The organism is Klebsiella sp. K5-204, assembly GCF_030128585.1.
Lineage (GTDB): Bacteria > Pseudomonadota > Gammaproteobacteria > Enterobacterales > Enterobacteriaceae > Klebsiella > Klebsiella quasipneumoniae.
Genome location: NZ_JAKUZS010000007.1, coordinates 59,542 through 83,649 on the forward strand (window position 1 = coordinate 59,542; position 24,108 = coordinate 83,649).

Below are 24,108 nucleotides of genomic sequence, written 5' to 3' on the forward strand. Positions count from 1 at the left end.
ACGGGGATTATTACAAGATGCCGTATGCTAACGATGACGTGGCGGTTAATCTATTCTACGGCCCCTGAATTCTTTGTGAAATTTTTACTTCACGTTGTGAAGCTGTCGCTTTGAGATGAAGCGACTGAAAAGGGGAGGGGCTGACAGGCGCGCACGGTGATATCGTGCGCGCCGCAGAAGTTAGTGCAGAATTTTGGCGAGGAAGTCTTTGGCGCGATCGGATTGTGGGTTAGCGAAGAACGCTTCTTTATCGGCGTCTTCGACAATCTTTCCTTCATCCATAAAGATCACCCGGTTGGCCACCTTGCGGGCGAAGCCCATTTCGTGGGTAACCACCATCATGGTCATCCCTTCGTTGGCCAGTTCCACCATGACGTCCAGTACCTCGTTGATCATCTCCGGGTCGAGCGCGGAGGTAGGTTCATCAAACAGCATGGCGATCGGGTCCATGCACAGCGCACGGGCGATGGCCACGCGCTGCTGCTGGCCGCCGGAGAGCTGCGCCGGATATTTTTCCGCATGCGCCGCCAGGCCCACGCGCTCCAGCAGCTTGAGACCCTTCTTGCGCGATGACGCTTTGTCACGATTGAGCACCTTAACCTGCGCCAGCGTCAGGTTGTCGATAATCGACAGGTGTGGGAATAGTTCAAAATGCTGAAACACCATTCCGACATGCGAGCGCAGTTTGGCAAGATTGGTCTTTTTATCGTTAACCACGGTGCCATCGACGATAATCTGCCCCTGCTGCACCGGCTCAAGGCCGTTCACGGTTTTAATCAGTGTGGATTTACCGGAGCCTGATGGCCCGCAGACCACCACGACTTCGCCTTTTTTCACTTCCGTGGAGCAATCGGTCAGCACCTGAAAGTGACCATACCATTTTGAAACATTTTTCAGGGTAATCATTACACAGTCCTTTTCTTCAACCAGCTGACCAACAGCGAGGCGCTGAGGCTAATCACAAAATAGACGCCGCCCGCGAACAGGATCATTTCGACCTGGGTCCCGTCACGCTCGCCAATCGTCGAGGCGGTACGGAAGAAGTCGGCGAGGCTCAATACATACACCAGCGAGGTATCCTGGAAGAGGACGATCCCCTGGGTTAACAGCAGCGGCACCATGGCGCGGAAGGCCTGCGGCAGGATCACCAGCCGCATCGACTGCCAGTGGGTCATTCCCAGCGCCAGCGCGGCGCTCGACTGGCCGCGGGAGATGCTCTGGATGCCGGCGCGGATAATCTCCGAGTAGTAGGCGGCTTCGAACATCGAAAACGCCACCATCGCCGAGATCAGGCGAATATCCGTTTTCGGCGACAGTCCCAGCACGTTCTGCAGGAAGCCCGGGACAATCAGGTAGAACCACAGCAGAACCATCACCAGCGGGATGGAACGGAACACGTTAACGTAGGATTTAGCAAACCAGGCCAGCGGCAGAAAGCTGGACAGGCGCATTACCGCCAGCAGGGTGCCCCAGACGATACCGACCACGATGGCGATCACTGTGATCTTCAGGGTGATCACCAGCCCCGCCAGCAGGTAGGGCATGGAGGGAACGATCGAACTCCAGTCAAAATCGTACATTATTTGCCTCCCATATTGCCAGGCAGGCGAACCTTACGCTCGACCACATACATAATCAGCATAATCACCGCGTTGATGAAAACATAGGCCAGGGTGATGGCGGTAAAAGACTCCCAGGCATGAGCGGAGTAGTCCAGCAGTTTGCCCGCCTGCGCGGCCATATCGGCCAGACCGATGGTGGAGGCGATGGCCGAGTTTTTCACCAGGTTCATCATCTCCGAGGTCATCGGCGGCACGATAACGCGATAGGCGTTCGGCAGCAGCACGTAGCGGTAGGTTTGCGGCAGGGTCAACCCCATCGCCAGACCGGCGTTCTTTTGCCCGCGCGGCAGCGATTGGATAGCGGCGCGTACCTGCTCGCAGACGCGAGCGGCGGTAAACAGCCCCAGGCACAGCATGGAGGAGACAAAGAACTGAATGTTTGGGTCCAGCTCCGATTTAAACCACATGCCGATATTTTCCGGCAGGAATTCCGGCACCACCAGGTACCAGGTAAAGAACTGCACGATCAGCGGCACGTTGCGAAACAGTTCGACATAGCAGGTGCCAATCCCTGAGAGCAGACGATTGGGCACCGTGCGTAAAATACCGAACAGAGAGCCGACGAGAAAAGCGATGATCCAGGCCGAGATGGAGAGGGCGACGGTGATCTGAAAACCGCTCCACAGCCAGCCCAGGTAGGTAGTGTTGCCGAAGGGGGCCTGTTGCAGGAATATCCCCCAGTTCCAGTCTATTGACATACATGACTCCTGGAAAAAAAAGGGTAGCCATTGCTACCCTCGAAGACGGTTGTCCAGCTTGTTTCGGTATTCGCGGCGGCTGGGGAACGACCAGCCGCCGTATAGTCTGTCCGTGCTGTGACAATCATCGGGAGGGCAGGATATCCCGCCCCTGGTTGTTATAATTAGTTCAGTGCTTTGTCATTAGGTGATTTGAACAGCGCTTTCATGTCGTCCGACAGCTCGAAGTTCAGGTTAAGATTTTTTGGCGGAATCGGGTTTTTGAACCATTTATCGAACCACTTCGCCGCTTCGCCAGAGGTCTGGGCCTGGGCAACGGTTTCATCGACCAGCGCCTTGAAGGCCGGATCGTCCTTACGCAGCATGCAGCCATAGGCTTCTTTCGACTGCGCGGTGCCGACGATTTCCCAGTTATCCGGTTTCTTCGCCTTGGCGCGTTCGCCGGCCAGCAGAGCGTCATCCATCATAAAGGCCACCGCGCGTCCGCTCTCCAGGGTGCGGAAAGAGTCGCCATGATCTTTGGCGCTGATGATGCGCATATTCATTTTTTTCTCATCGTTCAGCTTATGCAGCAGGATCTCTGAGGTGGTCCCGGAGGTGACAACGACCGCCTTATCCTTCAGGTCCGGGAAATCTTTGATCGGGCCGCCTTTCTTCACCAGCAGACGAGTGCCGACGACGAAGATAGTATCGGAGAAGGCCGCCTGTTTCTGGCGCTCGAGGTTGTTGGTGGTTGAGCCGCACTCGAAATCAAAGGTGCCATTCTGCAGCAGCGGGATACGATTCTGCGAGGTAACCGGGATCAGTTTGACCTGCAGATCGGGTTTGTTCAGCTTCTTCTTGATGGCATCGACGATGGCGTTGGAGTAGTCCTGAGAGTAACCCACAACCTTCTGTTGGTTATCGTAGTAAGAGAAAGGGACGGAAGATTCGCGATGGCCGACAACGATAACGCCATTTTTCGCGATCTTATCCAGAGTGCTCTGGCCAGCCGCCGGGGCAGCATCTTCCGCCTGCGCCAGACCAGCGGTCATTCCCATTACCAGCATTGCCGTGGCCAGTTTACGTAATTGCATATCCAACTCCTTATCCGCAGCGTCACCGACGCTATTGATACCCATTGTGATTGTGTGTGTTGTTATTGGGGGCACGCATCCACGTGCCGCATTTGTATGTGTTTGTTAGCATTTAGTTTGGCTTAATGTAAAGATTTTGCTGTTTTATTGTTTATTTTTGCGAAGCGCTCCGCACCAATCGGAGGCAAATATCTTCCATTGCACCAAAATAGCGCGACCGCCGATCGTTTATGGTGCAACCCGGTTGCACTGGGCCGGAGGACGGCGCTACCCGATTAAATAAAGCAATGACTGTGCCAGGGTGGCAAATGACGGGAAGAAAAAAAAGCCGACGACGGGCGTCGCCGGCAGAGCATTTATCGGCGACGCTGACGCAGGCTCATCAGCAGCGCGCCGAAGCCGAGCAGCGCCGTCAGCGCCCACAGCGGCCAGTTGCCAGTGCGGGCGTAAGGGGTCAAGCCGCTGGTGGGCGTCACGGTGGTGGTCAACACCTCGCGGGTAAACTGCGGGATCATCTTCTGAATCTCGCCGCGCGGGCCGATGACGGCGGTAATGCCGTTGTTGGTGCTGCGCAGCAGCGGGCGGGCCAGCTCCAGGGCGCGCATCCGCGCCATCTGGAAGTGTTGCCATGGGCCGATGGACTTGCCGAACCAGGCGTCGTTGGAGATGGTCAGCAGGAAGTCGGTGTCCGGACGGAAGTTATCCCGCACCTGTTCCCCGAGGATGATCTCGTAGCAGATGGCCGCGGTCAGCTTTAGGTTATGCGCCATCAGCTGCGGCTGCACGTAGGGACCGCGGCTGAAGGAGGACATCGGCAGGTCGAAGAATGGCGCCAGCGGACGCAGAATCGACTCCAGCGGTACAAACTCGCCGAACGGCACCAGATGGTTCTTGTTGTAGCGGTTGGTCGAGTCGTAGCGGTACGGGTTATCTTTGCCGAGGGTAATGATGGTGTTGTAGGTGTCGTAGCGGTTCTGCTTATTGAGACGCGCGTCGACGATGCCGGTGATCAGTGAGCTGTCTTTTGCGCGCAGCAGATCGTCCATCATGCTGAGGAACTGCTGCTGGTTGATCTCGAGATCCGGGATCGCCGATTCGGGCCAGATAATCAGCTGCGAGTGGCCGATATGCGGCTGGGTCAGCGTCAGATAGGTTTTCAGAGTGTTAACCAGCTGCTTCTCGTCCCACTTCATGGCCTGCGGGATATCGCCTTGCACCAGCGAGACCTGCGTCGCACGCGCCGGCAGCAGCTGATACCACTGGATATAGCGCAGCGGGAACGGCAGGGCGAACAGCAGCGCGGCAATGACCAGCGGCTTCCCGTTGCGTTGTACGAGGGCCAGGGCCAGCAGGCCGCTTACCATCATCAGCAGGAAGTTGATCGCCTCGACGCCCATCACCGGCGCCAGGCCTTTCAGCGGGCCGTCAATCTGGCTGTAGCCGAACTGCAGCCACGGAAAACCGGTCAGCACCCAGCCGCGCAGGAACTCGGTGATCTGCCAGACGACGGGAGCGGCGATCGCCACCCGCAGCCAGCTGGTTTTGGGCCACAGACGGGCGAGCAGGCCGGCAAACAGGCCGGTGTAGAGCGAGAGATAGGCCGCCAGCAGCATGACGAGGAAGACGTTAACCGGGCCCGGCATACCGCCAAACTGCGCGATACTGACATAGACCCAGTTGATACCCGTGCCGAACAGGCCGAGCCCCCAGAAATAGCCGATGCCGGCGCTTTGCAGCGGGCGGCGGTTGAGGGTTAACGCCTGCAGACCGACCAGCGAAATAATCGCCGCGGGCCAGAAGTCATAAGGTGAAAAAGCCAGCGTTCCGCTGGCTCCGAATAGCAGCGCCAGCAGCAGACGTACGCGCTGACGTTCAAGAAGAGAGGCAAATACCATTTAGGCTAATCGTCCCGTTAATTAACGCCTGTTGCCACAGGCTATGCTATTTGCCAGCCGGGGGAGGGGACAACCGGGGATCGCCCACGGTCTGTCTCCCGGCTGGCCGTGACCTTCAGCGCCGCCGCTTACTCTTCCAGCTTCGGCTGAGGAGCGTCATCCGGCAGCTTAACATGCACCTGAATGATACGACGACTATCTGCCATTGCTACCTTGAATTGGTAACCATCAATGTCGATAGATTCGCCGCGAGCCGGCAGGTGGCCAAAGGCCTGCATTACCAGTCCGCCAATGGTATCCACTTCTTCATCGCTGAAGTGCGTATCGAAGGCGTCATTGAAGTCTTCGATAGAGGCCAGAGCGCGCACCGTCCACGTATGGCGGCTCAGCTGGCGGAAATCGATATCTTCTTCTTCGTCGTACTCGTCTTCAATTTCCCCGACGATGAGCTCAAGGATATCCTCGATGGTCACCAGACCGGAGACGCCGCCGAATTCGTCAATAACGATCGCCATATGGTAGCGCTGTGAGCGAAACTCTTTTAGCATGCGGTCGACCCGCTTGCTTTCCGGAACGACAACCGCCGGCCGTAACACTTTTTCCATGCTGAAAGCTTCGGCGTCGCTGCGCATAAACGGCAGCAGATCCTTGGCCATCAGAATCCCTTCGATGTGATCTTTATCTTCACTGATGACCGGGAAGCGCGAGTGGGCGGATTCGATGATGACATCGAGGCACTCGTCCAGCGTCTGATTGCGTTTCAGGGTAATCATTTGTGAACGGGGGATCATAATGTCGCGGACCCGCTGGTCGGCGATATCCATTACCCCTTCGAGCATGTCACGGGTATCTTCATCGATAAGGTCGTTCTGCCCGGAATCACGGATCAGCGCCAGCAGTTCATCGCGGTTTTTCGGTTCCCCGTGAAAGAGCTGGCTGAGTAACAGGGAGAAAAATCCCTTTTTGCTGTTTACTGTGTCACTACTGTGTGAATTGTCGTCGCTCATGGCGTCGTTTGGGTTCTCATGTTGATTTAATGTCGCTCGTCGCGCGTACACTCAGCGCCGGACGGCATGGGTTGCCTGAGGTTCAGGCGGGTAAAATGCATGAACAGCGGCCGGATGAGACGCAAGCGCCGCCATCCGGCAGGGGGCTATTCAGCAATCTTCTCGGAAATGTACGGGTCCTCATAGCCCAGAGCAAGCATTATCTCTGTTTCGAGGTCTTCCATCTCTTCCGCTTCGTCATCTTCGATGTGATCGTAGCCCAGCAGATGCAGGCTGCCGTGAACCACCATATGCGCCCAGTGCGCCTCCAGCGGCTTCCCTTGCTCGCTGGCTTCCTGCTCCACCACCTGACGGCAAATGATCAGATCGCCGAGCAGCGGCATTTCAATCCCCGGCGGCGCTTCAAACGGGAAAGAGAGGACGTTGGTCGGTTTATCCTTGCCGCGATAGGTCAGGTTCAGCTCATGGCTTTCTGCAACGTCGACCAGACGAATCGTTAACTCTGACTCCTCCTGAAACGGCGGAATGACGGCGTCGACCCAGCGTTGAAAAAGGGCTTCGTCCGGCAGGCCGCTGGTCTCTTCGCAGGCCAGCTGTAAATCGAGGATCACCTGACTCATTTTTGCTCCTGTTCCTGGGCTTCGCGTTTGCGCTCGGCGGCCAGTTCTGCTTTACGTTTCTGGTCTGCGGCTTCCCACGCCTCATAGGCGTTCACGATGCGGGCAACCACCGGATGGCGGACCACGTCTTCGCTATGGAAGAAGTTGAAGCTGATCTCATCGACTTCCGCCAGCACTTCGATGGCGTGGCGCAGACCGGATTTGGTGCTGCGCGGCAGGTCAATCTGCGTGATGTCGCCGGTGATCACCGCCTTGGAGTTAAAGCCGATGCGGGTCAGGAACATCTTCATCTGCTCGATGGTGGTGTTCTGGCTTTCATCAAGAATGATAAAGGCGTCATTCAGCGTCCGTCCGCGCATATAGGCCAACGGAGCCACTTCGATGACGTTACGCTCAATCAGCTTTTCCACCTTCTCAAAGCCGAGCATCTCGAACAGCGCGTCGTACAGCGGGCGCAGATACGGGTCGACCTTCTGGCTCAGATCGCCGGGCAGGAAGCCGAGCTTTTCGCCCGCCTCGACGGCCGGACGGGTCAGCAGAATGCGGCGGATCTCCTGGCGCTCCAGCGCATCGACCGCCGCCGCCACCGCCAGATAGGTTTTCCCGGTACCTGCCGGACCCACGCCGAAGGTGATGTCGTGATCGAGGATATTGGCGATGTACTGCGCCTGGTTCGGCGTACGCGGTTTGATCACCCCGCGCTTGGTCTTGATATTGACGGCTTTTCCGTACTCCGGCACGCTCTCGGCGCTCTGCTCCAGCACGCGCGCCTCTTTGATCGCCAGATGGATCTGCTCTGGTTCAATATCCTGAATCTGACCGCGCATCGGCGCCGTGTCGACATACAGGCTGCGCAGAATATCGGTGGCGGCGTGCACGCAAAGGGCGCGTCCGGTCAGTTTAAAGTGATTGTCACGGCGGTTGATCTCAATGCCTAACCGACGCTCCAGCTGTTTGATGTTGTCGTCAAACGGGCCGCACAGGGCTAACAGGCGTGCGTTATCCGCTGGCTCCAGGGTAATTTCACGAGTGTCTATGTTCAAACTGTTCCTCTTTACGCAGGTGGCCGGACGCGGCGCGTGGCCGGCTAATCAGGAAATTATTTACGTCACAGGAAAATGGCGCAAGCATTGCTGTAGATATAGGGACGGAGAGAGGAATTACAAGGCCTGCCGGAACCGACAGGCCTGAAGGGATCACGGCTGATAGATACCCACGCCAAGATCGTTCTCTTTACGGGTGCGGGCAATCACTGATTCAGGTGATTCAGCGATACGCAGACCCATCTCCGCTTCGGTGCGCACGATTTTGCCGCGCAGCGAGTTGGTGTAAACATCGACAATTTCGACATCCACAAACTTGCCGACGAGGTCCGGGGTGCCTTCAAAGTTGACCACCCGGTTGTTCTCCGTACGTCCGGAAAGCTCCATGATGTTCTTGCGCGACGTGCCTTCCACCAGGATGCGCTGTACCGTGCCGAGCATGCGACGGCTCCAGGCCATCGCCTGCTGGTTGATGCGCTCCTGCAGAATATACAGACGCTGTTTCTTATCAGCATCCGGCACGTCGTCTACCATATCGGCCGCCGGGGTGCCCGGGCGGGCGGAGAAGATAAAGCTGTAGCTCATATCGAAATTGACGTCGGCGATAAGCTTCATGGTCTTTTCGAAATCTTCCGTAGTTTCGCCGGGGAAGCCGACGATAAAGTCGGAGCTTATCTGAATATCCGGACGCGCTTCACGCAGCTTGCGAATAATCGCTTTATACTCCAGCGCGGTATGGGTGCGTCCCATCAGGTTCAGCACGCGGTCGGAGCCGCTTTGCACCGGCAGGTGCAGGAAGCTCACCAGCTCCGGCGTATCGCGATAGACATCGATGATATCGTCGGTAAATTCGATCGGGTGGCTGGTGGTGAAGCGAATGCGGTCGATGCCGTCGATAGCGGCGACCAGGCGCAGCAGATCGGCAAAGCTGCCGGTAGTGCCGTCGTAGTTCTCGCCGCGCCAGGCGTTCACGTTCTGGCCCAGCAGGTTGACTTCACGCACGCCCTGCGCCGCCAGTTGGGCGATTTCAAACAGGATATCGTCGCACGGGCGGCTGACTTCTTCTCCGCGGGTGTAGGGCACCACGCAGTAGGTGCAGTATTTGTTGCAGCCTTCCATAATCGAGACAAAGGCGGTCGGGCCTTCGGCGCGCGGTTCTGGCAGGCGATCGAATTTTTCAATTTCCGGGAAGCTGATATCAACCACCGGGCTGCGGTTGCCGCGCACGGAGTTAATCATCTCCGGCAGGCGGTGCAGGGTTTGCGGCCCGAAAATAATATCGACATAGTGCGCGCGCTGACGAATATGGTCGCCTTCCTGGGAAGCCACGCAGCCGCCAACGCCAATAATCAGGTCCGGGTTCTTCTCTTTCAGCAGCTTCCAGCGGCCAAGCTGATGGAAAACTTTTTCCTGGGCCTTCTCACGAATTGAGCAGGTATTGAGCAACAGCACATCTGCTTCTTCCGCCACTTCGGTCAGTTGATACCCATGTGTCGCATCCAGCAGATCGGCCATCTTTGATGAATCATACTCGTTCATCTGACAGCCCCAGGTTTTAATATGGAGTTTTTTTGTCATTGACTTGCTCATGCTCAGTAATAGATATCCAAAACGCGGGGATATATACAGGGTGAATTTCGCATTCCAGGGCGCGTATTGTAATGCTTTGGTCGCCCCCTGACCAGTGCGAGCGTTATCACCGCAAGAGGGCGAAAAATCCGGTAAACTTAACGGATTCTGCTTTAAGGATAATAGCCATGACAATTCACGCAACAGATGTCGCCATCGTGGGCGGCGGCATGGTCGGCGGCGCCCTGGCGTTGGGGCTGGCGCAACAGGGATTTACCGTGACGGTGCTTGAGAAAACGGCGCCTCCGGCTTTCGATCCGGCATCCGCCCCGGATGTGCGGATCTCGGCGATCAGCGCGGCCTCGGTCGGCCTGCTGAAAAGCCTTAGCGTCTGGGATGCCGTGCGGGCGATGCGCGTCCACGCTTACCGTCGACTGGAGACCTGGGAGTGGGAGAGCGCCCACGTCGCCTTTGACGCCGCCGAGCTTAAGCTGCCGGAGCTGGGCTATATGGTCGAGAACAAGGTCCTGCAGTGGGGCCTGTGGCAAGCGCTGACGGCGCACGAAGGGGTTACCCTGCGCGTTGGCGGCGAACTGGAGGCGATGCAGCGCGGCGAGGCGGAGACGGCGTTGCGTTTACGCGATGGGGAGACGATCCACGCCCGGCTGGTTATCGGCGCCGACGGCGCCAGCTCTCAGGTGCGGGAGATGGCCGGCATCGGCGTGCATGCCTGGCAATATCAGCAATCCTGTATGCTCATTAGCGTCCAATGCGCCGACGATCCCGGCGACAGCACCTGGCAGCAGTTTACCCCCAGCGGACCGCGCGCTTTCCTGCCGCTGTTCGACAACTGGGCCTCGCTGGTGTGGTATGACGCCCCGGCGCGGATCCGTCAGCTGCAGGGCATGTCCATGCCCCAGCTCCAGCAGGAGATCGCCCGCCATTTCCCGGCGCGTCTCGGGCGGGTGACGCCGCAGGCGGCCGGCGCCTTCCCGCTCACCCGGCGTCATGCGCTGCAGTATGTTCAGCCTGGTCTGGCGTTGGTGGGCGATGCGGCGCACACCATTCATCCGCTGGCGGGGCAGGGGGTTAACCTTGGCTACCGTGATGTCGACGCCCTGCTGGAGGTCCTGACGCAAGCGCGCGGCCGCGGCGAAGAGTGGGCCAGCCTGCTGGTGCTCAAGCGCTACCAGGGGCGGCGGCGGGCGGATAATTTTATTATGCAGTCGGGGATGGATCTGTTTTACGCCGGATTCAGCAATGACCTGGCGCCGGTGCGGATGCTGCGCAATATTGGCCTGATGGCGGCCGAACGCGCCGGGGCGCTGAAGCGTCAGGCGCTGAAGTATGCGTTAGGCTTGTAAACCGGCGTCGCGGGCAGGGGCGTCGTGGAAAGCGCCTGCCCGGCAGTCAGTGATGCGCCAGGATGGCAAAACGCCAATAACAAAAAAGCCCACCGAGGTGGGCTTTTTTGCATTGAAGTGGCTGGGGTACGAGGATTCGAACCTCGGAATGCCGGAATCAGAATCCGGTGCCTTACCGCTTGGCGATACCCCAATTGTCTGTTGCATTTAACCGTCACTATCCCGGTTTTAGCGCAACAGTGCGTTCATTGCTGAACGACTTTTTAATTTGGCTGGGGTACGAGGATTCGAACCTCGGAATGCCGGAATCAGAATCCGGTGCCTTACCGCTTGGCGATACCCCAACAAATTGTTTGCGGATTTATCGATGTGTATCGATACGTCCCGAATATGGTGGCTACGACGGGATTCGAACCTGTGACCCCATCATTATGAGTGATGTGCTCTAACCAGCTGAGCTACGTAGCCAAATTGTCTTACTGTTTCTTCGATGGCTGGGGTACCTGGATTCGAACCAGGGAATGCCGGTATCAAAAACCGGTGCCTTACCGCTTGGCGATACCCCAATACCGTCGCGGTGAACCGCAAATATCGAAGAAATATGGCTGGGGTACCTGGATTCGAACCAGGGAATGCCGGTATCAAAAACCGGTGCCTTACCGCTTGGCGATACCCCATCCGTACAACGCTGACTGGTGAATGGTGCGGGAGGCGAGACTTGAACTCGCACACCTTGCGGCGCCAGAACCTAAATCTGGTGCGTCTACCAATTTCGCCACTCCCGCAAAAAAAGATGGTGGCTACGACGGGATTCGAACCTGTGACCCCATCATTATGAGTGATGTGCTCTAACCAGCTGAGCTACGTAGCCATCTTTTTTTCGCGTAACCTTATCGGCGTTGCGGGGCGCATTATGCGTATTGGGCCTGCGAGCGTCAACCTCTTTTTCAAGGAAAATCGTTGTAATGTGACTGTTTGGTTAGGTTGCGAACAGCTCGCTGCAATAATCGGCAATTATTGGTTATTTATCGTTTTTCAGCGGCATAAATCCCGCAAAAAGAAAACGGACCCCGGAGGGTCCGTTTCGCGTTTCATCGCCTGTCAGGGCTTATTTATAGGCCGACTGGTGGACGCCCACCGCGCGGCCTGACGGATCGTTCATGGTTTTGAACGCTTCATCCCATTCAATGGCTTTGGCAGAAGAGCAGGCCACCGACGGACCGCCAGGGACACACTCCGCCGCGCTTGGCAGCGGGAACAGCTCTTCGAAGATCTCGCGGTACAGATAGCCTTCTTTGGAGGTCGGCGTGTTGTACGGGAAGCGGAAGCTTGCGGTTTCCAGCTGCTGGTCGCTGATCTGTTTCGCGGCCACTTCTTTCAGCGTATCGATCCAGCTATAGCCGACGCCGTCAGAGAATTGCTCCTTCTGACGCCACGCCACGCTGGCCGGCAGATAGGATTCAAAGCATTCGCGCAGCACGTGTTTTTCCATTTTACCGTTGCCGCACATCTTATCCTGCGGGTTGATGCGCATCGCCACGTCGAGGAACTTCTTATCGAGGAACGGCACGCGGGCTTCCACGCCCCAGGCGGACATCGCTTTGTTGGCGCGAGCGCAGTCAAACATATGCAGCGCCTGCAGCTTACGCACCGTCTCTTCGTGCAGTTCTTTGGCGTTCGGCGCCTTATGGAAGTAGAGGTAGCCGCCGAACACTTCGTCTGAGCCTTCGCCGGAAAGCACCATTTTGATGCCCATGGCTTTAATTTTACGTGACATCAGGTACATCGGCGTCGAAGCGCGAATGGTGGTCACATCGTAGGTTTCGATGTGATAGATAACGTCGCGGATCGCATCCAGCCCTTCCTGAACGGTAAAGTGAATTTCATGGTGCACGGTGCCGAGGTGGTTAGCCACTTCCTGCGCCGCTTTCAGGTCGGGAGAGCCTTCCAGACCGACCGCGAAGGAGTGCAGCTGCGGCCACCAGGCTTCGCTACGCTCCTGATCTTCGACGCGACGGGCGGCGAATTTCTTGGTGATGGCGGAGATGACCGAAGAATCAAGGCCGCCGGAGAGCAGCACGCCGTAGGGCACGTCGGACATCAGGTGGCTTTTCACCGACTCTTCCAGCGCCTGGCGCAGCTCGTTCTTATCGGTAACGTTGTCTTTTACCGCGTCGTAATCGAACCAGTCGCGCTGATAGTACTGGCGAATTTCACCGTCTTTGCTCCACAGGTAGCTGCCCGCCGGGAACTCTTTAATGGTGCGGCACACCGGCACCAGGGCTTTCATTTCTGAGGCGACGTAGAAGTTGCCGTGTTCGTCATGGCCCATATACAGCGGAATAATACCGATATGGTCGCGGCCAATTAAGTACGCGTCTTTTTCGCTGTCGTACAGGGCGAAGGCGAACATCCCCTGCAGGTCGTCGAGGAACGCCGGGCCTTTTTCCTGATACAGCGCGAGGATTACTTCGCAGTCGGAGCCGGTCTGGAACTGATAGCGATCGCCATATTCCGCGCGCAGCGCCTGATGGTTGTAGATTTCGCCGTTAACGGCCAGCGCATGGGTTTTTTCGGCGTTGTACAGCGGCTGGGCGCCGGCGTTGACGTCGACAATCGACAGGCGCTCGTGCGCCAGAATCGCTTTGTCGCTGGCATACACGCCAGACCAGTCCGGACCGCGATGGCGCATCAGGCGGGAAAGCTCCAGCGCCTTTTTACGCAGCTCGCCTGCGTCAGTTTTAATATCCAGTACGCCAAAAATAGAACACATAGCCTTCTCCATTACCCTGTCGTGTTTGATGTTGTGCTGGCTTCGTCTCGTGGCGAAGCCTGAGTGCGTGCTTAAGAAAATGCCGTAAAGGGGAAGCCGGCGCAAGGGTTTTACGGCCGGAAAAAGAAAAAACGCAACTGCGATTGTTGAATAGTAAAAAAAGAGTATCTTTTGAACGGCTTTATTGAAGAATGCGCAATTATAAGCCGTTTTTATTAGATGGGGGGCTTTTAGCAGGCGTCAGAAATGAACAACCACGTCCTGAGACGTGGCTGGCATTAGAAAATATCGATTTCCGCGACGGAAGGGTAGATCCACGACGGGCGGAACGGCATGCTGTCGATGTCGTCGAGGGTCGAGACGCCGGAGAGCACCAGAATGGTCTCCAGCCCCGCCTGGAAGCCGGCCAGAATGTCGGTGCGCAGATTGTCGCCGACGATCACCGTCTGTTCGGAGTGGGCCTGCATTTTGTTCAGCGCTGAGCGGATGATCCACGGGCTGGGTTTACCGACGTAAAACGGCTTACGGCCGGAGATCTTCTCGATCCCGGCGCACAGGGCGCCGCAGGCCGGGTAGAAGCCGCGACCGTGAGTGTCCGGGTTGGTGGCAATGAAGCGGGCGCCATTGGCGACAAAGAAGGCCGCCTTATGCATCATCTCCCAGTTAAAGGAGCGGGTTTCCCCGACGATGACAAAATCCGGGTTGACATCGGTAATGGTAAAGCCGGCTTTATACAGCTCGTGGATCAGCGCCCCTTCACCCACCACATAGGCTTTCTTGCCTTCCTGGCGGCGCAGAAAATCGGCCGTCGCCATCGCCGAGGTGTAAAAGGCGCTATCCGGCACCTCAATCCCGGCGGTGGCGAAACGGTTCGCCAGATCCTGGCCGGTTTGCGACGGGTAGTTGGTCAGCATCACCAGCGGCATGCCTTTATCGAGGATGCGCTTGATAAACTCGGCAGCGCCGGGAACGGCGACGTTATCGTGCATCAGCACGCCGTCAATATCACAAATTATGTTTTGAATGGTCATGGTGGGTCCAGAATCATTAACAAAGACGAAACTATACGCGTCATCGATGCGGTTTCACACCTCTGACGGGCGATGCCCGCCAGTGACAGAGCGACGCGCTTATCTGTAAAGGGGGGCGATTAGCTCTCAAGCAAGCGCTGCAGCAGCGTGCCATTGAGCATGGCGCGTTTGACCAGCGCGAAGGCGCCAATCGCTGAGCGATGATCGAGGGTGGAGCGCACCACCGGCAGGTTCTTACGAAACGCCTTTAGCGCCTGGGCGTTAATGCAGCCCTCAATGGCCGGGAGCAGCACTTTCTCGGCTTCCACAATTTCGCCGGCGACGACGATTTTTTGCGGATTGAACAGGTTGATGGCGATGGCGATCGTTTTTCCGAGGTGACGCCCTACGTACTCGATCACCTCGCAGGCCAGGGCATCGCCCTTGTTGGCCGCTTTGCAGATGGTTTTGATCGTGCAGTCATCGAGGGTCAGGCGGCTCTGGTAGCCCTGGTCCAGCAGATGGCGAACGCGATGTTCGATGGCGGCGTTCGCCGCGACGGTCTCCAGGCAGCCGAAGTTGCCGCAGTGGCAGCGTTCGCCCAGCGGATCGACCTGAATATGGCCAATTTCGCCCACGTTGCCGTTACGGCCAATAAAAATGCGTCCGTTGGAGATGATCCCCGCCCCGGTGCCGCGGTGCACGCGCACCAGAATGGAGTCTTCGCAGTCCTGGCTTGCGCCAAAATAGTGCTCGGCCAGCGCCAGACTGCGGATATCGTGCCCGACAAAGCAGGTAACGTTGAAGCGTTTTTCCAGCGCCCCGACCAGGCCCCAGTTTTCCACCGCAATGTGCGGCATATAGCGGATCACGCCGCTTTCTGGATCCACCAGCCCCGGCAGGATCACCGAGATGGCGATCAGCTCGCGGATTTTGCGCTGACAGTTTTCGATAAAAGTGGCGATGATATTCAGCAGGGCGTGTTCCAGCGTTTCCTGGGTGCGCTCGGGCAGCGGGAAATGCTCCTCCTCCAGGGTCTTGCTGCTTAAATCATAGAGGGTCAGGGTGGCGTCATAGCGGCCAAGGCGCACGCCAATGGCGTTGAAGTTACGCGTCTCCGCAATGATGGAGATGGCGCGGCGCCCCCCGGTGGAGGCCTGCTGATCGACTTCTTTGATCAGGCCGCGCTCAATAAGCTGACGCGTGATTTTGGTCACGCTGGCAGGGGCAAGCTGGCTTTGTTCCGCGATCTGAATGCGCGAGATAGGCCCATGCTGGTCAATCAGGCGGTACACGGCCGCGCTGTTCAGTTGTTTTACGAGGTCAACGTTACCAATTTGAGCTTGTCCGCCTGCTGTCATACTTTTACTTACTCAGTGACGACCTCGTTACCATTAACGATGGTCTTGGTGATTTTATAATCGCGTGTAAAGGCGGTCAGGTTAGCGACCATACCCGGCGCAATGCTGCCGAGCTGCTTGTCCACACCAATGGCGCGCGCGGGATAGAGCGTCGCCATCCGCAATACTTCGTCCAGCGCCACACCGCAATGCTCAACCAGATTACGCACCCCTTCAATCATGGTCAGGGAAGATCCGCTGAGGGTACCGTTTTCATCTACGCACAGCCCGTTGCGGTAGTATATTGTTTTCCCGGCAAAAATGAACTGGTCAATATTCGCCCCCGCCGGCGCGGTGGCGTCGGTGACCAGGCACAGTTTGTCGCCTTTCAAGCGCTTGGCGTTGCGCACGTTGGCGTAATCGACGTGCATCCCGTCGACAATAATACCGCAGTAGACATCCGGCTCGTCAAAAATCGCCCCGGCCAGACCCGGTTCGCGGCCGGTAATGTACGGCATTGCATTATACAGGTGGGTGGCGAAGGTAATGCCCGCGCGGAAGCCCACTTTCGCCTCTTTCAGCGTGGCGTTGGAGTGGCCCGCGGAGACGACGATCCCGGCGGCGACCAGTTTGCGGATCACTTCCGGCTCGACGCGCTCAGGGGCGAGGGTCACTTTGGTGATCACATCGGCGTTGTCGCACAGGAAATCGACCAGCGCCGCGTCCGGTTTACGCACGTAGTCGGGATTGTGGGTGCCTTTCTTAACGATATTCAGCCAGGGTCCTTCAAGATGCAGACCCAGCGCCTGGTTCGGGTGCTTTTGCAGGTATTCGCGCATCACGCGGACGCCTTGCTTCATCAGATCGTCGCTGGAGGTAATCAGCGTCGGCAGGAAGCTGGTGCAGCCTGAGCGTTCGTTGGCCTTCTGCATGATCTCCAGCGTTTCGACAGTGACCGCGTCAGGGCTGTCGTTAAACTGCACGCCGCCGCAGCCGTTGAGCTGGACGTCGATAAAACCGGGGGCGAGGATCGCGCCGTTGACTGAGCGCTGCTCGATGTCAGACGGCAAATCTGCCAGCGGACAAAGACGTTCGATAAGGCCATTAGCGATAACAACCGCATGGTCATCGAGAATTTCATGACCGGTATAAACCCGGCCCTGGGTTAATGCATACATTACGACCCCCGGTATATACGTCTCATCAGGCCCGGGAACGTTCGTTTGCCGCCGGCCTGATGATGCATACAAAGAAAAAGATGGTCCCGCGCAAAGTCGCGGGACGCGACTACATTACAGACCTTTAATATTTTCAGCTTCTAATTCGTTGAAATATTTCAGCGTCTTCACTTTCAGCTCCATGGTGGACGGTTCGTCGCAGACGATCACCGCCTTCGGATGCAGCTGCAGACAGGTAATGGTCCACATGTGGTTGACGTTACCTTCAACTGCCGCCTGCAGCGCCAGCGCTTTCTGATGGCCCAGCACCAGAATCATGACTTCTTCTGCATCCAGCAGGGTGCCCACGCCGACGGTCAGCGCATATTTCGGCACCAGATCCACGTCGCCGTCGAAGAAGCGGGAGTTCGCCACACGGGTGTCATGGGTCAGGGTCTTAATACGGGTGCGGGACGCCAGAGAAGAGGCCGGTTCGTTGAACGCGATGTGGCCATCGTTGCCCACGCCGCCCATAAACAGGTGGATTTTACCGTAGGAACGAATTTTTTCTTCATAGCGACGGCATTCCGCATCGATGTCCGGCGCGTTACCATTCAGCAGGTTGATATTTTCTGCCGGAATATCAACGTGGTCAAAGAAATTACGGTGCATGAAGCTATGATAGCTTTCCGGATGCTCTTTCGGCAGGCCAACGTATTCATCCATGTTGAAGGTGACAACGTGCTTGAAGCTAACCTGGCCTGCTTTATGCATTTCAACCAGCGCCTTGTAGGCGGTGAGCGGGGTGCCGCCGGTCGGCAGACCCAGCACGAACGGACGGTCCGCGGTTGGTTTGAATGCATTAATGCGGTTCACGATATGGCGGGCAGCCCATTTACCGACCTGCTCAGCGGTTACCAGGGGGATCAGTCTCATTCTTCACCTCTATAGTTAAAAGTAGAATCTGGCGGATTGGCGCCAGCACTCTGAGGAGAGTATTGCAGCAACTGCGCCGACCGGGGTCAATCCGTGTTGATTTTTTGAATGATAAAATAAGTTTTCGATGTTAGCCAGTCTAAGGGAGGGGGGAATACGATATTTGGTGATAATTATCACAAAAAATACCCGTTTAATTTGCGATACGAATTAATTTTTCACACACTTTGCCGGTAAGTGATAAAACCGACCTTGTTACACAATAAAAAAGTGGCTTTGAAAATGAGCCTCATCGGGGTCTCATAGGGGGAATAAGATGAATATTTTAGGTTTCTTTCAGCGACTGGGTAGGGCGTTACAGCTCCCTATCGCAGTGCTGCCGGTCGCGGCATTGCTGCTGCGTTTCGGGCAACCAGACCTGTTGAATGTACCCTTCATCGCGCAAGCGGGTGGGGCTATCTTCGACAACCTGGCGCTGATCTTTGCTATCGGTGTGGCGTCAAGCTGGTCCAAGGATAACGCCGGCTCTGCGGCGCTGGCCGGTGCAGTAGGTTATTTCGTGATGACCAAAGCGATGGTCACCATCAATCCGGAAATCAACATGGGCGTACTGGCCGGTATCATTACCGGTCTGGTAGCAGGGGCGGTGTACAATCGCTGGGCCGGCATCAAGCTGCCGGACTTCCTGAGCTTCTTCGGCGGCAAACGCTTCGTGCCGATCGCCACCGGCTTCTTCTGTTTGATCCTCGCGGCGCTCTTCGGCTACGTCTGGCCGCCGGTGCAGCACGCTATCCATGCGGGCGGCGAGTGGATCGTTTCCGCAGGGGCGCTGGGTTCCGGTATCTTCGGCTTTATCAACCGTCTGCTGATCCCGACCGGTCTGCATCAGGTGCTGAACACCATCGCCTGGTTCCAGATTGGTGAGTTCACGAACGCCGCAGGCGCCGTGTTCCACGGCGACATCAACCGCTTCTACGCCGGCGACGGCACCGCGGGGATGTTCATGTCCGGCTTCTTCCCGATCATGATGTTTGGTCTGCCGGGCGCGGCGCTGGCGATGTATCTGGCCGCTCCGAAAGCGCGTCGTCCGATGGTGGGCGGTATGCTGCTGTCTGTTGCCATCACCGCGTTCCTGACCGGGGTAACCGAGCCGCTGGAATTCCTGTTCATGTTCCTGGCTCCGCTGCTGTACCTCCTGCACGCGGTACTGACCGGTATCAGCCTGTTCATCGCAACGGCGCTGGGCATTCATGCGGGCTTCTCCTTCTCCGCAGGCGCTATTGACTACGTGCTGATGTACAGCCTGCCGGCCGCCAGCAAAAACGTCTGGATGCTGCTGGTGATGGGCGTGGTGTTCTTCTTCGTCTACTTCCTGCTGTTCAGCGCGGTGATCCGCATGTTCAACCTGAAAACGCCGGGTCGTGAAGACAAAGCCGCTGACGTGGTAACGGAAGAAGCGAACAGCAACACTGAAGAAGGCCTGACCCAGCTGGCGACCAGCTATATCGCCGCGGTGGGCGGAACGGACAACCTGAAAGCGATTGACGCCTGTATCACCCGTCTGCGCCTGACCGTGGGAGATTCGGCGAAAGTCAACGATGCCGCCTGTAAACGTCTCGGCGCGTCCGGGGTGGTGAAACTGAATAAGCAAACCATCCAGGTTATCGTCGGCGCGAAGGCAGAGTCTATCGGCGATGAGATGAAAAAAGTGGTGACCCGCGGCCCGGTAGCGGCAGCGGCAGCCGCGCCGGCTGGCAACGTCGCCACCGCAGCGCCCGCGGCTAAACCGCAGGCGGTAGCGAACGCGAAGACCGTTGAGTCGCTGGTTTCGCCGATTACCGGTGACGTGGTGGCCCTCGAACAGGTGCCGGACGAAGCCTTCGCCAGCAAAGCCGTCGGCGACGGTATCGCGGTGAAACCGACCTGCAACATCGTGGTGGCCCCGGCCGCCGGTACCGTGGTGAAAATTTTCAACACTAACCACGCGTTCTGCCTCGAAACCAACAACGGTGCGGAAATCGTTGTCCACATGGGTATCGACACCGTGGCGCTGGAAGGCAAGGGCTTCAAACGACTGGTTGAAGAGGGCGCGGACGTGAAGGCGGGCGAGCCGATTCTGGAAATGGATCTGGACTTCCTCAACGCCAACGCGCGCTCGATGATTAGCCCGGTGGTCTGCAGCAACAGCGATGACTACAGCGCGCTGGTGATACTGGCGAGCGGTAAGGTTGTTGCCGGCCAGACGCCGCTGTATGAGATTAAAGGCAAGTAAGGCTCCTGAGTCGAGTTTATGCCTCAGCGGCGAAGGGAAACCTTCGCCGCTTTTTTTTGCAGCAATCGGCCCCATAATCCTCTTCTGATACCTATTTTACGTAACTAATAGTTGTCACTACGCCCTGCTTGTAAGATCATGTGCCGTTATACGTTGTTTACGCTTTGAGGAACCCGTGATGAGTGAGGCAGAAGCCCGCCCGACTAACTTTATCCGTCAGATCATTGATGAAGATCTGGCTACCGGTAAGCACACCACCGTTCACACCCGCTTCCCGCCGGAGCCGAACGGTTATCTGCACATTGGCCATGCGAAATCCATCTGCCTGAACTTCGGCATCGCCCAGGATTATCAGGGCCAATGCAACCTGCGTTTCGATGACACCAACCCGGTGAAAGAAGATATCGAATACGTGGAGTCGATTAAAAACGACGTGCAGTGGTTAGGTTTCCACTGGTCCGGGGACGTTTGCTACTCGTCTGATTACTTTGATCAGCTGCATCAGTATGCGGTTGAGCTGATCAACAAAGGCCTGGCCTATGTTGATGAACTCTCTCCTGATGAAATTCGTGAATATCGCGGCACCCTGAAAGCGCCGGGTAAGAACAGCCCGTATCGCGACCGCAGCGTGGAAGAAAACCTGGCGTTGTTCGAAAAAATGCGCAGCGGCGGCTTCGAAGAGGGCAAGGCCTGCCTGCGCGCGAAGATCGATATGGCGTCGCCGTTCATCGTGATGCGCGATCCGGTGCTGTACCGCATTAAGTTCGCTGAGCATCATCAGACCGGCAACAAGTGGTGCATCTACCCGATGTACGACTTCACCCACTGCATCAGCGATGCGCTGGAAGGCATTACCCACTCGCTGTGTACCCTGGAGTTCCAGGACAACCGTCGTCTGTACGACTGGGTGCTGGACAACATCAGCATCCCGGTTCACCCGCGCCAGTACGAATTCTCGCGCCTGAATCTTGAATACACGGTGATGTCCAAGCGTAAGCTGAACCAGCTGGTGACCGAGAAGCACGTGGAAGGTTGGGACGATCCGCGTATGCCGACCATCTCCGGTCTGCGTCGTCGCGGCTACACCGCCGAATCCATCCGCGAATTCTGCAAGCGCATCGGCGTGACCAAGCAGGACAACACTATTGAGATGGCGTCGCTGGAGTCCTGCATTCGCGAAGATCTCAACGAAAACGCGCCGCGCGCGATGGCAGTGATCGATCCGGTGAAACTGGTTATCGAGAACTACCCGCAGGGCGAAAGCGAAATGGTGGCGATGCCGAACCATCCGAACAAGCCGGAGATGGGCAGCCGCGAAGTGCCGTTCAGCGCGGAAATCTGGATCGACCGCGCGGACTTCCGTGAAGAAGCCAACAAGCAGTACAAGCGTCTGGTGCTGGGCAAAGAAGTGCGTCTGCGCAACGCCTACGTCATCAAAGCGGAACGCGTGGAGAAAGATGCCGAAGGCAATATCACCACTATCTTCTGCACCTACGATGCCGACACCCTGAGTAAAGATCCGGCTGACGGCCGCAAGGTCAAAGGCGTGATCCACTGGGTGAGCGCGGCGCATGCGCTGCCGGTAGAGATCCGTCTCTACGATCGCCTGTTCAGCGTACCAAACCCGGGCGCAGCGGAGGATTTCCTCGCGGTGATCAATCCGGAATCGCTGGTGATCAAACAGGGTTACGCGGAGCCGAGCCTGGCGCAGGCGGAAGCCGGTAAAGCTTACCAGTTTGAGCGTGAAGGTTACTTCTGCCTCGACAGCCGCTATGCAACCGCAACCAGTCTGGTGTTTAACCGCACCGTCGGTCTGCGCGATACCTGGGCGAAAGCGGGCGAATAACCGTTTCCCTACCGTCAAAGCGCCGCACTCTGCGGCGCTTTTTTTGTTTCAGAATCAGCCAATTACTCTTTTTATTTTCGCGAAGCGAATTAATTCTGTTTCAAACCGGAAATAAATAACGCTTCTGATATTTCCTGTCTCATACAAAAAACCAATGTAATCGCTTTCAGGTTTTGCTTTTTTCCCTGATTTTGCAATGACTTCCATGACAAAATCATCAGAGATAAGACTGTAACAAAACGACATAAATTATGTGCGCTTTGTCATAATCTTAAGCTTTGCCTCACGAAAAACATTGATAATTCGCGTCACGAAAAATAGTCTATCTACAGTGGTTTCGCGGCCTTTTTCACCGCCCCACATTTTGCAGTGTTATTTATTTTTTTAGCGAATGACCCCCTGGTCTTCGCCTTTTAAAACGTCAAAGAGGATATGCACATGCGTACGTTTAGTGGCAAACGTAGTACGCTGGCGCTGGCTATTGCCGCCGTCACCGCGATGTCGGGCTGGGTTGTGATTCCGCAGGCCAGCGCAGCAGGCTTTATCGATGATTCTACTTTAACCGGCGGTATCTATTACTGGCAGCGTGAGCGTGACCGTAAAGATGTGACCGACGGCGACAAATACAAAACCAACCTTTCCCACTCCACCTGGAACGCCAACCTGGACTTCCAGTCCGGCTATGCCGCCGATATGTTTGGCCTTGATATTGCGGCGTTTACCGCGATTGAAATGGCGGAGAACGGCGACAGCGGCCACCCGAACGAAATCGCCTTCTCGTCGCGTAACAAAGCCTATGACGAAGACTACTCCGGCGATAAGAGCGGCATCAGCCTGTATAAAGCCGCTGCGAAATTTAAATACGGTCCGGCATGGGCGCGCGCGGGCTACATCCAGCCAACCGGTCAGACCCTGCTGGCGCCGCACTGGAGCTTTATGCCGGGTACCTATCAGGGGGCGGAAGCCGGGGCCAACTTCGACTATGGCACCGCGGGCGCGTTAAGTTTCTCCTACATGTGGACGAACGAGTATAAAGCGCCATGGCATATCGAGATGGATGATTTCTACCAGAACGATAAGAAGACCAAAGTCGATTATCTCCACTCCGTCGGCGCCAAATATGATTTCAAAAACGACCTGGTGCTGGAGGCGGCATTTGGTCAGGCTCAGGGCTATATCGATCAGTACTTTGCTAAAGCCAGCTACAAGTTTGACGTCGCCGGCGCGCCGTTGAGCACCAGCTACCAGTTCTACGGCACTCGCGATAAGGTCAGCAACGGCGGGGTCAACGACATCTATGACGGCACCGCATGGCTGCAGGCGTTAACCTTTGGCTATAAAGTGGCGGATGTGCTGGATCTGCGTCTGGAAGGGACCTGGGTGAAGGCCGATGGCCAGCAGGGCTACTTCCTGCAGCGTATGACCCCGACCTACGCCTCCTCCAACGGTCGTCTCGATATCTGGTGGGATAACCGTTCCGACTTCAACGCCAACGGCGAAAAAGCGGTCTTCTTCGGCGCGATGTATGACATGAAAAACTGGGATATGCCGGGCTGGGCGTTTGGCGCGTCTTATGTGTACGCCTGGGATGCGAAGCCGGGCAAAATGTCCTCCCCGGACGCCTACTATGACGCTGATTACCGTCTGAAAGAGTCGGCCTACAGCCTGGATGCGCTGTATACCGTGCAGGAAGGCCGGGCGAAGGGCACGCTGTTTAAACTGCACTTTACCCAGTACGACAACCATTCCGATATTCCGAGCTGGAGCGGCGGCTACGGCAACATCTTCCAGGATGAGCGCGACGTGAAGTTCATGGTTATCGCCCCGTTCACAATTTTCTGATGCCTGCGCGGCGGGCGTGAGCCTGCCGCACCTCTGGG

18 protein-coding genes, 7 tRNA genes and 1 pseudogene are annotated in these 24,108 nt (G+C 56.8%); 4 read left to right on the top strand and 22 right to left on the bottom strand.

Going from position 1 to position 24,108, the window contains the following annotated elements:
* Positions 1–180 precede the first annotated feature (180 nt).
* The 9 genes from MKR05_RS18405 to miaB all read right to left on the bottom strand — a co-directional run bounded on the left by MKR05_RS18405 (position 181) and on the right by miaB (position 9,539).
* A complete protein-coding gene (locus tag MKR05_RS18405; protein WP_004885898.1) occupies positions 181–906 on the bottom strand; it encodes an amino acid ABC transporter ATP-binding protein in 726 nt (241 codons plus the stop codon).
* Complete coding sequence (gene gltK / locus MKR05_RS18410) at positions 906–1,580, bottom strand: glutamate/aspartate ABC transporter permease GltK (protein WP_002894707.1); 675 nt, start codon at positions 1,578–1,580, stop codon at positions 906–908. Before gltK ends, MKR05_RS18405 begins: the two co-directional genes overlap by 1 nt.
* The gene (locus MKR05_RS18415; RefSeq protein ID WP_032455129.1) at positions 1,580–2,320 is read right to left on the bottom strand and encodes an amino acid ABC transporter permease; all 741 of its coding nucleotides are present in this window, start codon (positions 2,318–2,320) and stop codon (positions 1,580–1,582) included. Before MKR05_RS18415 ends, gltK begins: the two co-directional genes overlap by 1 nt.
* A 164-nt stretch (positions 2,321–2,484) precedes the next feature.
* Complete coding sequence (locus MKR05_RS18420; protein WP_023288842.1) at positions 2,485–3,396, bottom strand: amino acid ABC transporter substrate-binding protein; 912 nt, start codon at positions 3,394–3,396, stop codon at positions 2,485–2,487.
* A gap of 356 nt (positions 3,397–3,752) precedes the next feature.
* Complete coding sequence (lnt, locus tag MKR05_RS18425; RefSeq protein WP_064155111.1) at positions 3,753–5,291, bottom strand: apolipoprotein N-acyltransferase; 1,539 nt, start codon at positions 5,289–5,291, stop codon at positions 3,753–3,755.
* Positions 5,292–5,419: 128 nt separating this feature from the next.
* Entirely contained in the window at positions 5,420–6,298 is an 879-nt protein-coding gene (gene corC, locus MKR05_RS18430) for a CNNM family magnesium/cobalt transport protein CorC (RefSeq protein WP_004197606.1), read from the bottom strand.
* Positions 6,299–6,444: 146 nt separating this feature from the next.
* Positions 6,445–6,918, bottom strand: coding sequence for an rRNA maturation RNase YbeY (ybeY, locus tag MKR05_RS18435; RefSeq protein ID WP_238874932.1), 474 nt, complete (start codon positions 6,916–6,918; stop codon positions 6,445–6,447).
* Entirely contained in the window at positions 6,915–7,961 is a 1,047-nt protein-coding gene (locus tag MKR05_RS18440) for a PhoH family protein (RefSeq protein WP_115674921.1), read from the bottom strand. The genes ybeY and MKR05_RS18440 overlap by 4 nt, the downstream gene beginning before the upstream one ends.
* A 153-nt stretch (positions 7,962–8,114) precedes the next feature.
* Positions 8,115–9,539 (bottom strand): tRNA (N6-isopentenyl adenosine(37)-C2)-methylthiotransferase MiaB, encoded by a 1,425-nt coding sequence (gene miaB / locus MKR05_RS18445; protein ID WP_004885906.1) that lies wholly within the window; start codon positions 9,537–9,539, stop codon positions 8,115–8,117.
* A 179-nt stretch (positions 9,540–9,718) separates the two neighbouring features.
* On the opposite strand from miaB, the gene ubiF reads away from it, so the two are divergent.
* The gene (gene ubiF / locus MKR05_RS18450) at positions 9,719–10,894 is read left to right on the top strand and encodes a 3-demethoxyubiquinol 3-hydroxylase (RefSeq protein ID WP_049015348.1); all 1,176 of its coding nucleotides are present in this window, start codon (positions 9,719–9,721) and stop codon (positions 10,892–10,894) included.
* A 118-nt stretch (positions 10,895–11,012) separates the two neighbouring features.
* Here the strand turns inward: ubiF and MKR05_RS18455 are convergent.
* The 12 genes from MKR05_RS18455 to nagB all read right to left on the bottom strand — a co-directional run bounded on the left by MKR05_RS18455 (position 11,013) and on the right by nagB (position 18,110).
* Positions 11,013–11,087: transfer RNA gene (locus MKR05_RS18455), tRNA-Gln, on the bottom strand.
* 76 nt (positions 11,088–11,163) lie between these two features.
* Positions 11,164–11,238 (bottom strand) — tRNA-Gln (locus MKR05_RS18460).
* 47 nt (positions 11,239–11,285) lie between these two features.
* Positions 11,286–11,362: transfer RNA gene (locus tag MKR05_RS18465), tRNA-Met, on the bottom strand.
* A 23-nt stretch (positions 11,363–11,385) separates the two neighbouring features.
* Positions 11,386–11,460: transfer RNA gene (locus tag MKR05_RS18470), tRNA-Gln, on the bottom strand.
* A 36-nt stretch (positions 11,461–11,496) separates the two neighbouring features.
* Positions 11,497–11,571 (bottom strand) — tRNA-Gln (locus MKR05_RS18475).
* Positions 11,572–11,594: 23 nt separating this feature from the next.
* A tRNA-Leu gene (locus MKR05_RS18480) sits at positions 11,595–11,679 on the bottom strand.
* Positions 11,680–11,688: 9 nt separating this feature from the next.
* Positions 11,689–11,765 (bottom strand) — tRNA-Met (locus MKR05_RS18485).
* A 237-nt stretch (positions 11,766–12,002) separates the two neighbouring features.
* Positions 12,003–13,667: an asparagine synthase B gene (gene asnB / locus MKR05_RS18490; RefSeq protein WP_004885914.1), complete on the bottom strand. Its 1,665-nt coding sequence runs from the start codon at positions 13,665–13,667 to the stop codon at positions 12,003–12,005.
* A gap of 278 nt (positions 13,668–13,945) precedes the next feature.
* Positions 13,946–14,698: an HAD-IIA family hydrolase gene (locus MKR05_RS18495; RefSeq protein WP_023288846.1), complete on the bottom strand. Its 753-nt coding sequence runs from the start codon at positions 14,696–14,698 to the stop codon at positions 13,946–13,948.
* A 119-nt stretch (positions 14,699–14,817) separates the two neighbouring features.
* Positions 14,818–16,038 carry an N-acetylglucosamine repressor gene (locus tag MKR05_RS18500; RefSeq protein WP_032455136.1) on the bottom strand — a complete coding sequence of 407 codons (1,221 nt, stop codon included), beginning with the start codon at positions 16,036–16,038 and terminating at the stop codon, positions 14,818–14,820.
* A gap of 8 nt (positions 16,039–16,046) precedes the next feature.
* Positions 16,047–17,195 carry an N-acetylglucosamine-6-phosphate deacetylase gene (gene nagA / locus MKR05_RS18505; protein WP_032455137.1) on the bottom strand — a complete coding sequence of 383 codons (1,149 nt, stop codon included), beginning with the start codon at positions 17,193–17,195 and terminating at the stop codon, positions 16,047–16,049.
* 114 nt (positions 17,196–17,309) lie between these two features.
* Positions 17,310–18,110 carry a glucosamine-6-phosphate deaminase gene (gene nagB / locus MKR05_RS18510; protein WP_012542446.1) on the bottom strand — a complete coding sequence of 267 codons (801 nt, stop codon included), beginning with the start codon at positions 18,108–18,110 and terminating at the stop codon, positions 17,310–17,312.
* A 316-nt stretch (positions 18,111–18,426) separates the two neighbouring features.
* Between nagB and nagE the strand changes: the two genes are divergently transcribed.
* Together nagE and glnS are read left to right on the top strand one after the other, a co-directional pair.
* Entirely contained in the window at positions 18,427–20,382 is a 1,956-nt protein-coding gene (gene nagE / locus MKR05_RS18515) for a PTS N-acetyl glucosamine transporter subunit IIABC (RefSeq protein ID WP_048297056.1), read from the top strand.
* Between the two features lie 178 nt (positions 20,383–20,560).
* Complete coding sequence (gene glnS / locus MKR05_RS18520; RefSeq protein ID WP_004885933.1) at positions 20,561–22,228, top strand: glutamine--tRNA ligase; 1,668 nt, start codon at positions 20,561–20,563, stop codon at positions 22,226–22,228.
* Positions 22,229–22,282: 54 nt separating this feature from the next.
* Here the strand turns inward: glnS and MKR05_RS18525 are convergent.
* Positions 22,283–22,591, bottom strand: a pseudogene (locus tag MKR05_RS18525) (methionine synthase).
* A 75-nt stretch (positions 22,592–22,666) separates the two neighbouring features.
* On the opposite strand from MKR05_RS18525, the gene chiP reads away from it, so the two are divergent.
* The gene (gene chiP, locus MKR05_RS18530) at positions 22,667–24,070 is read left to right on the top strand and encodes a chitoporin ChiP (protein ID WP_023288850.1); all 1,404 of its coding nucleotides are present in this window, start codon (positions 22,667–22,669) and stop codon (positions 24,068–24,070) included.
* Positions 24,071–24,108: the final 38 nt, after the last annotated feature.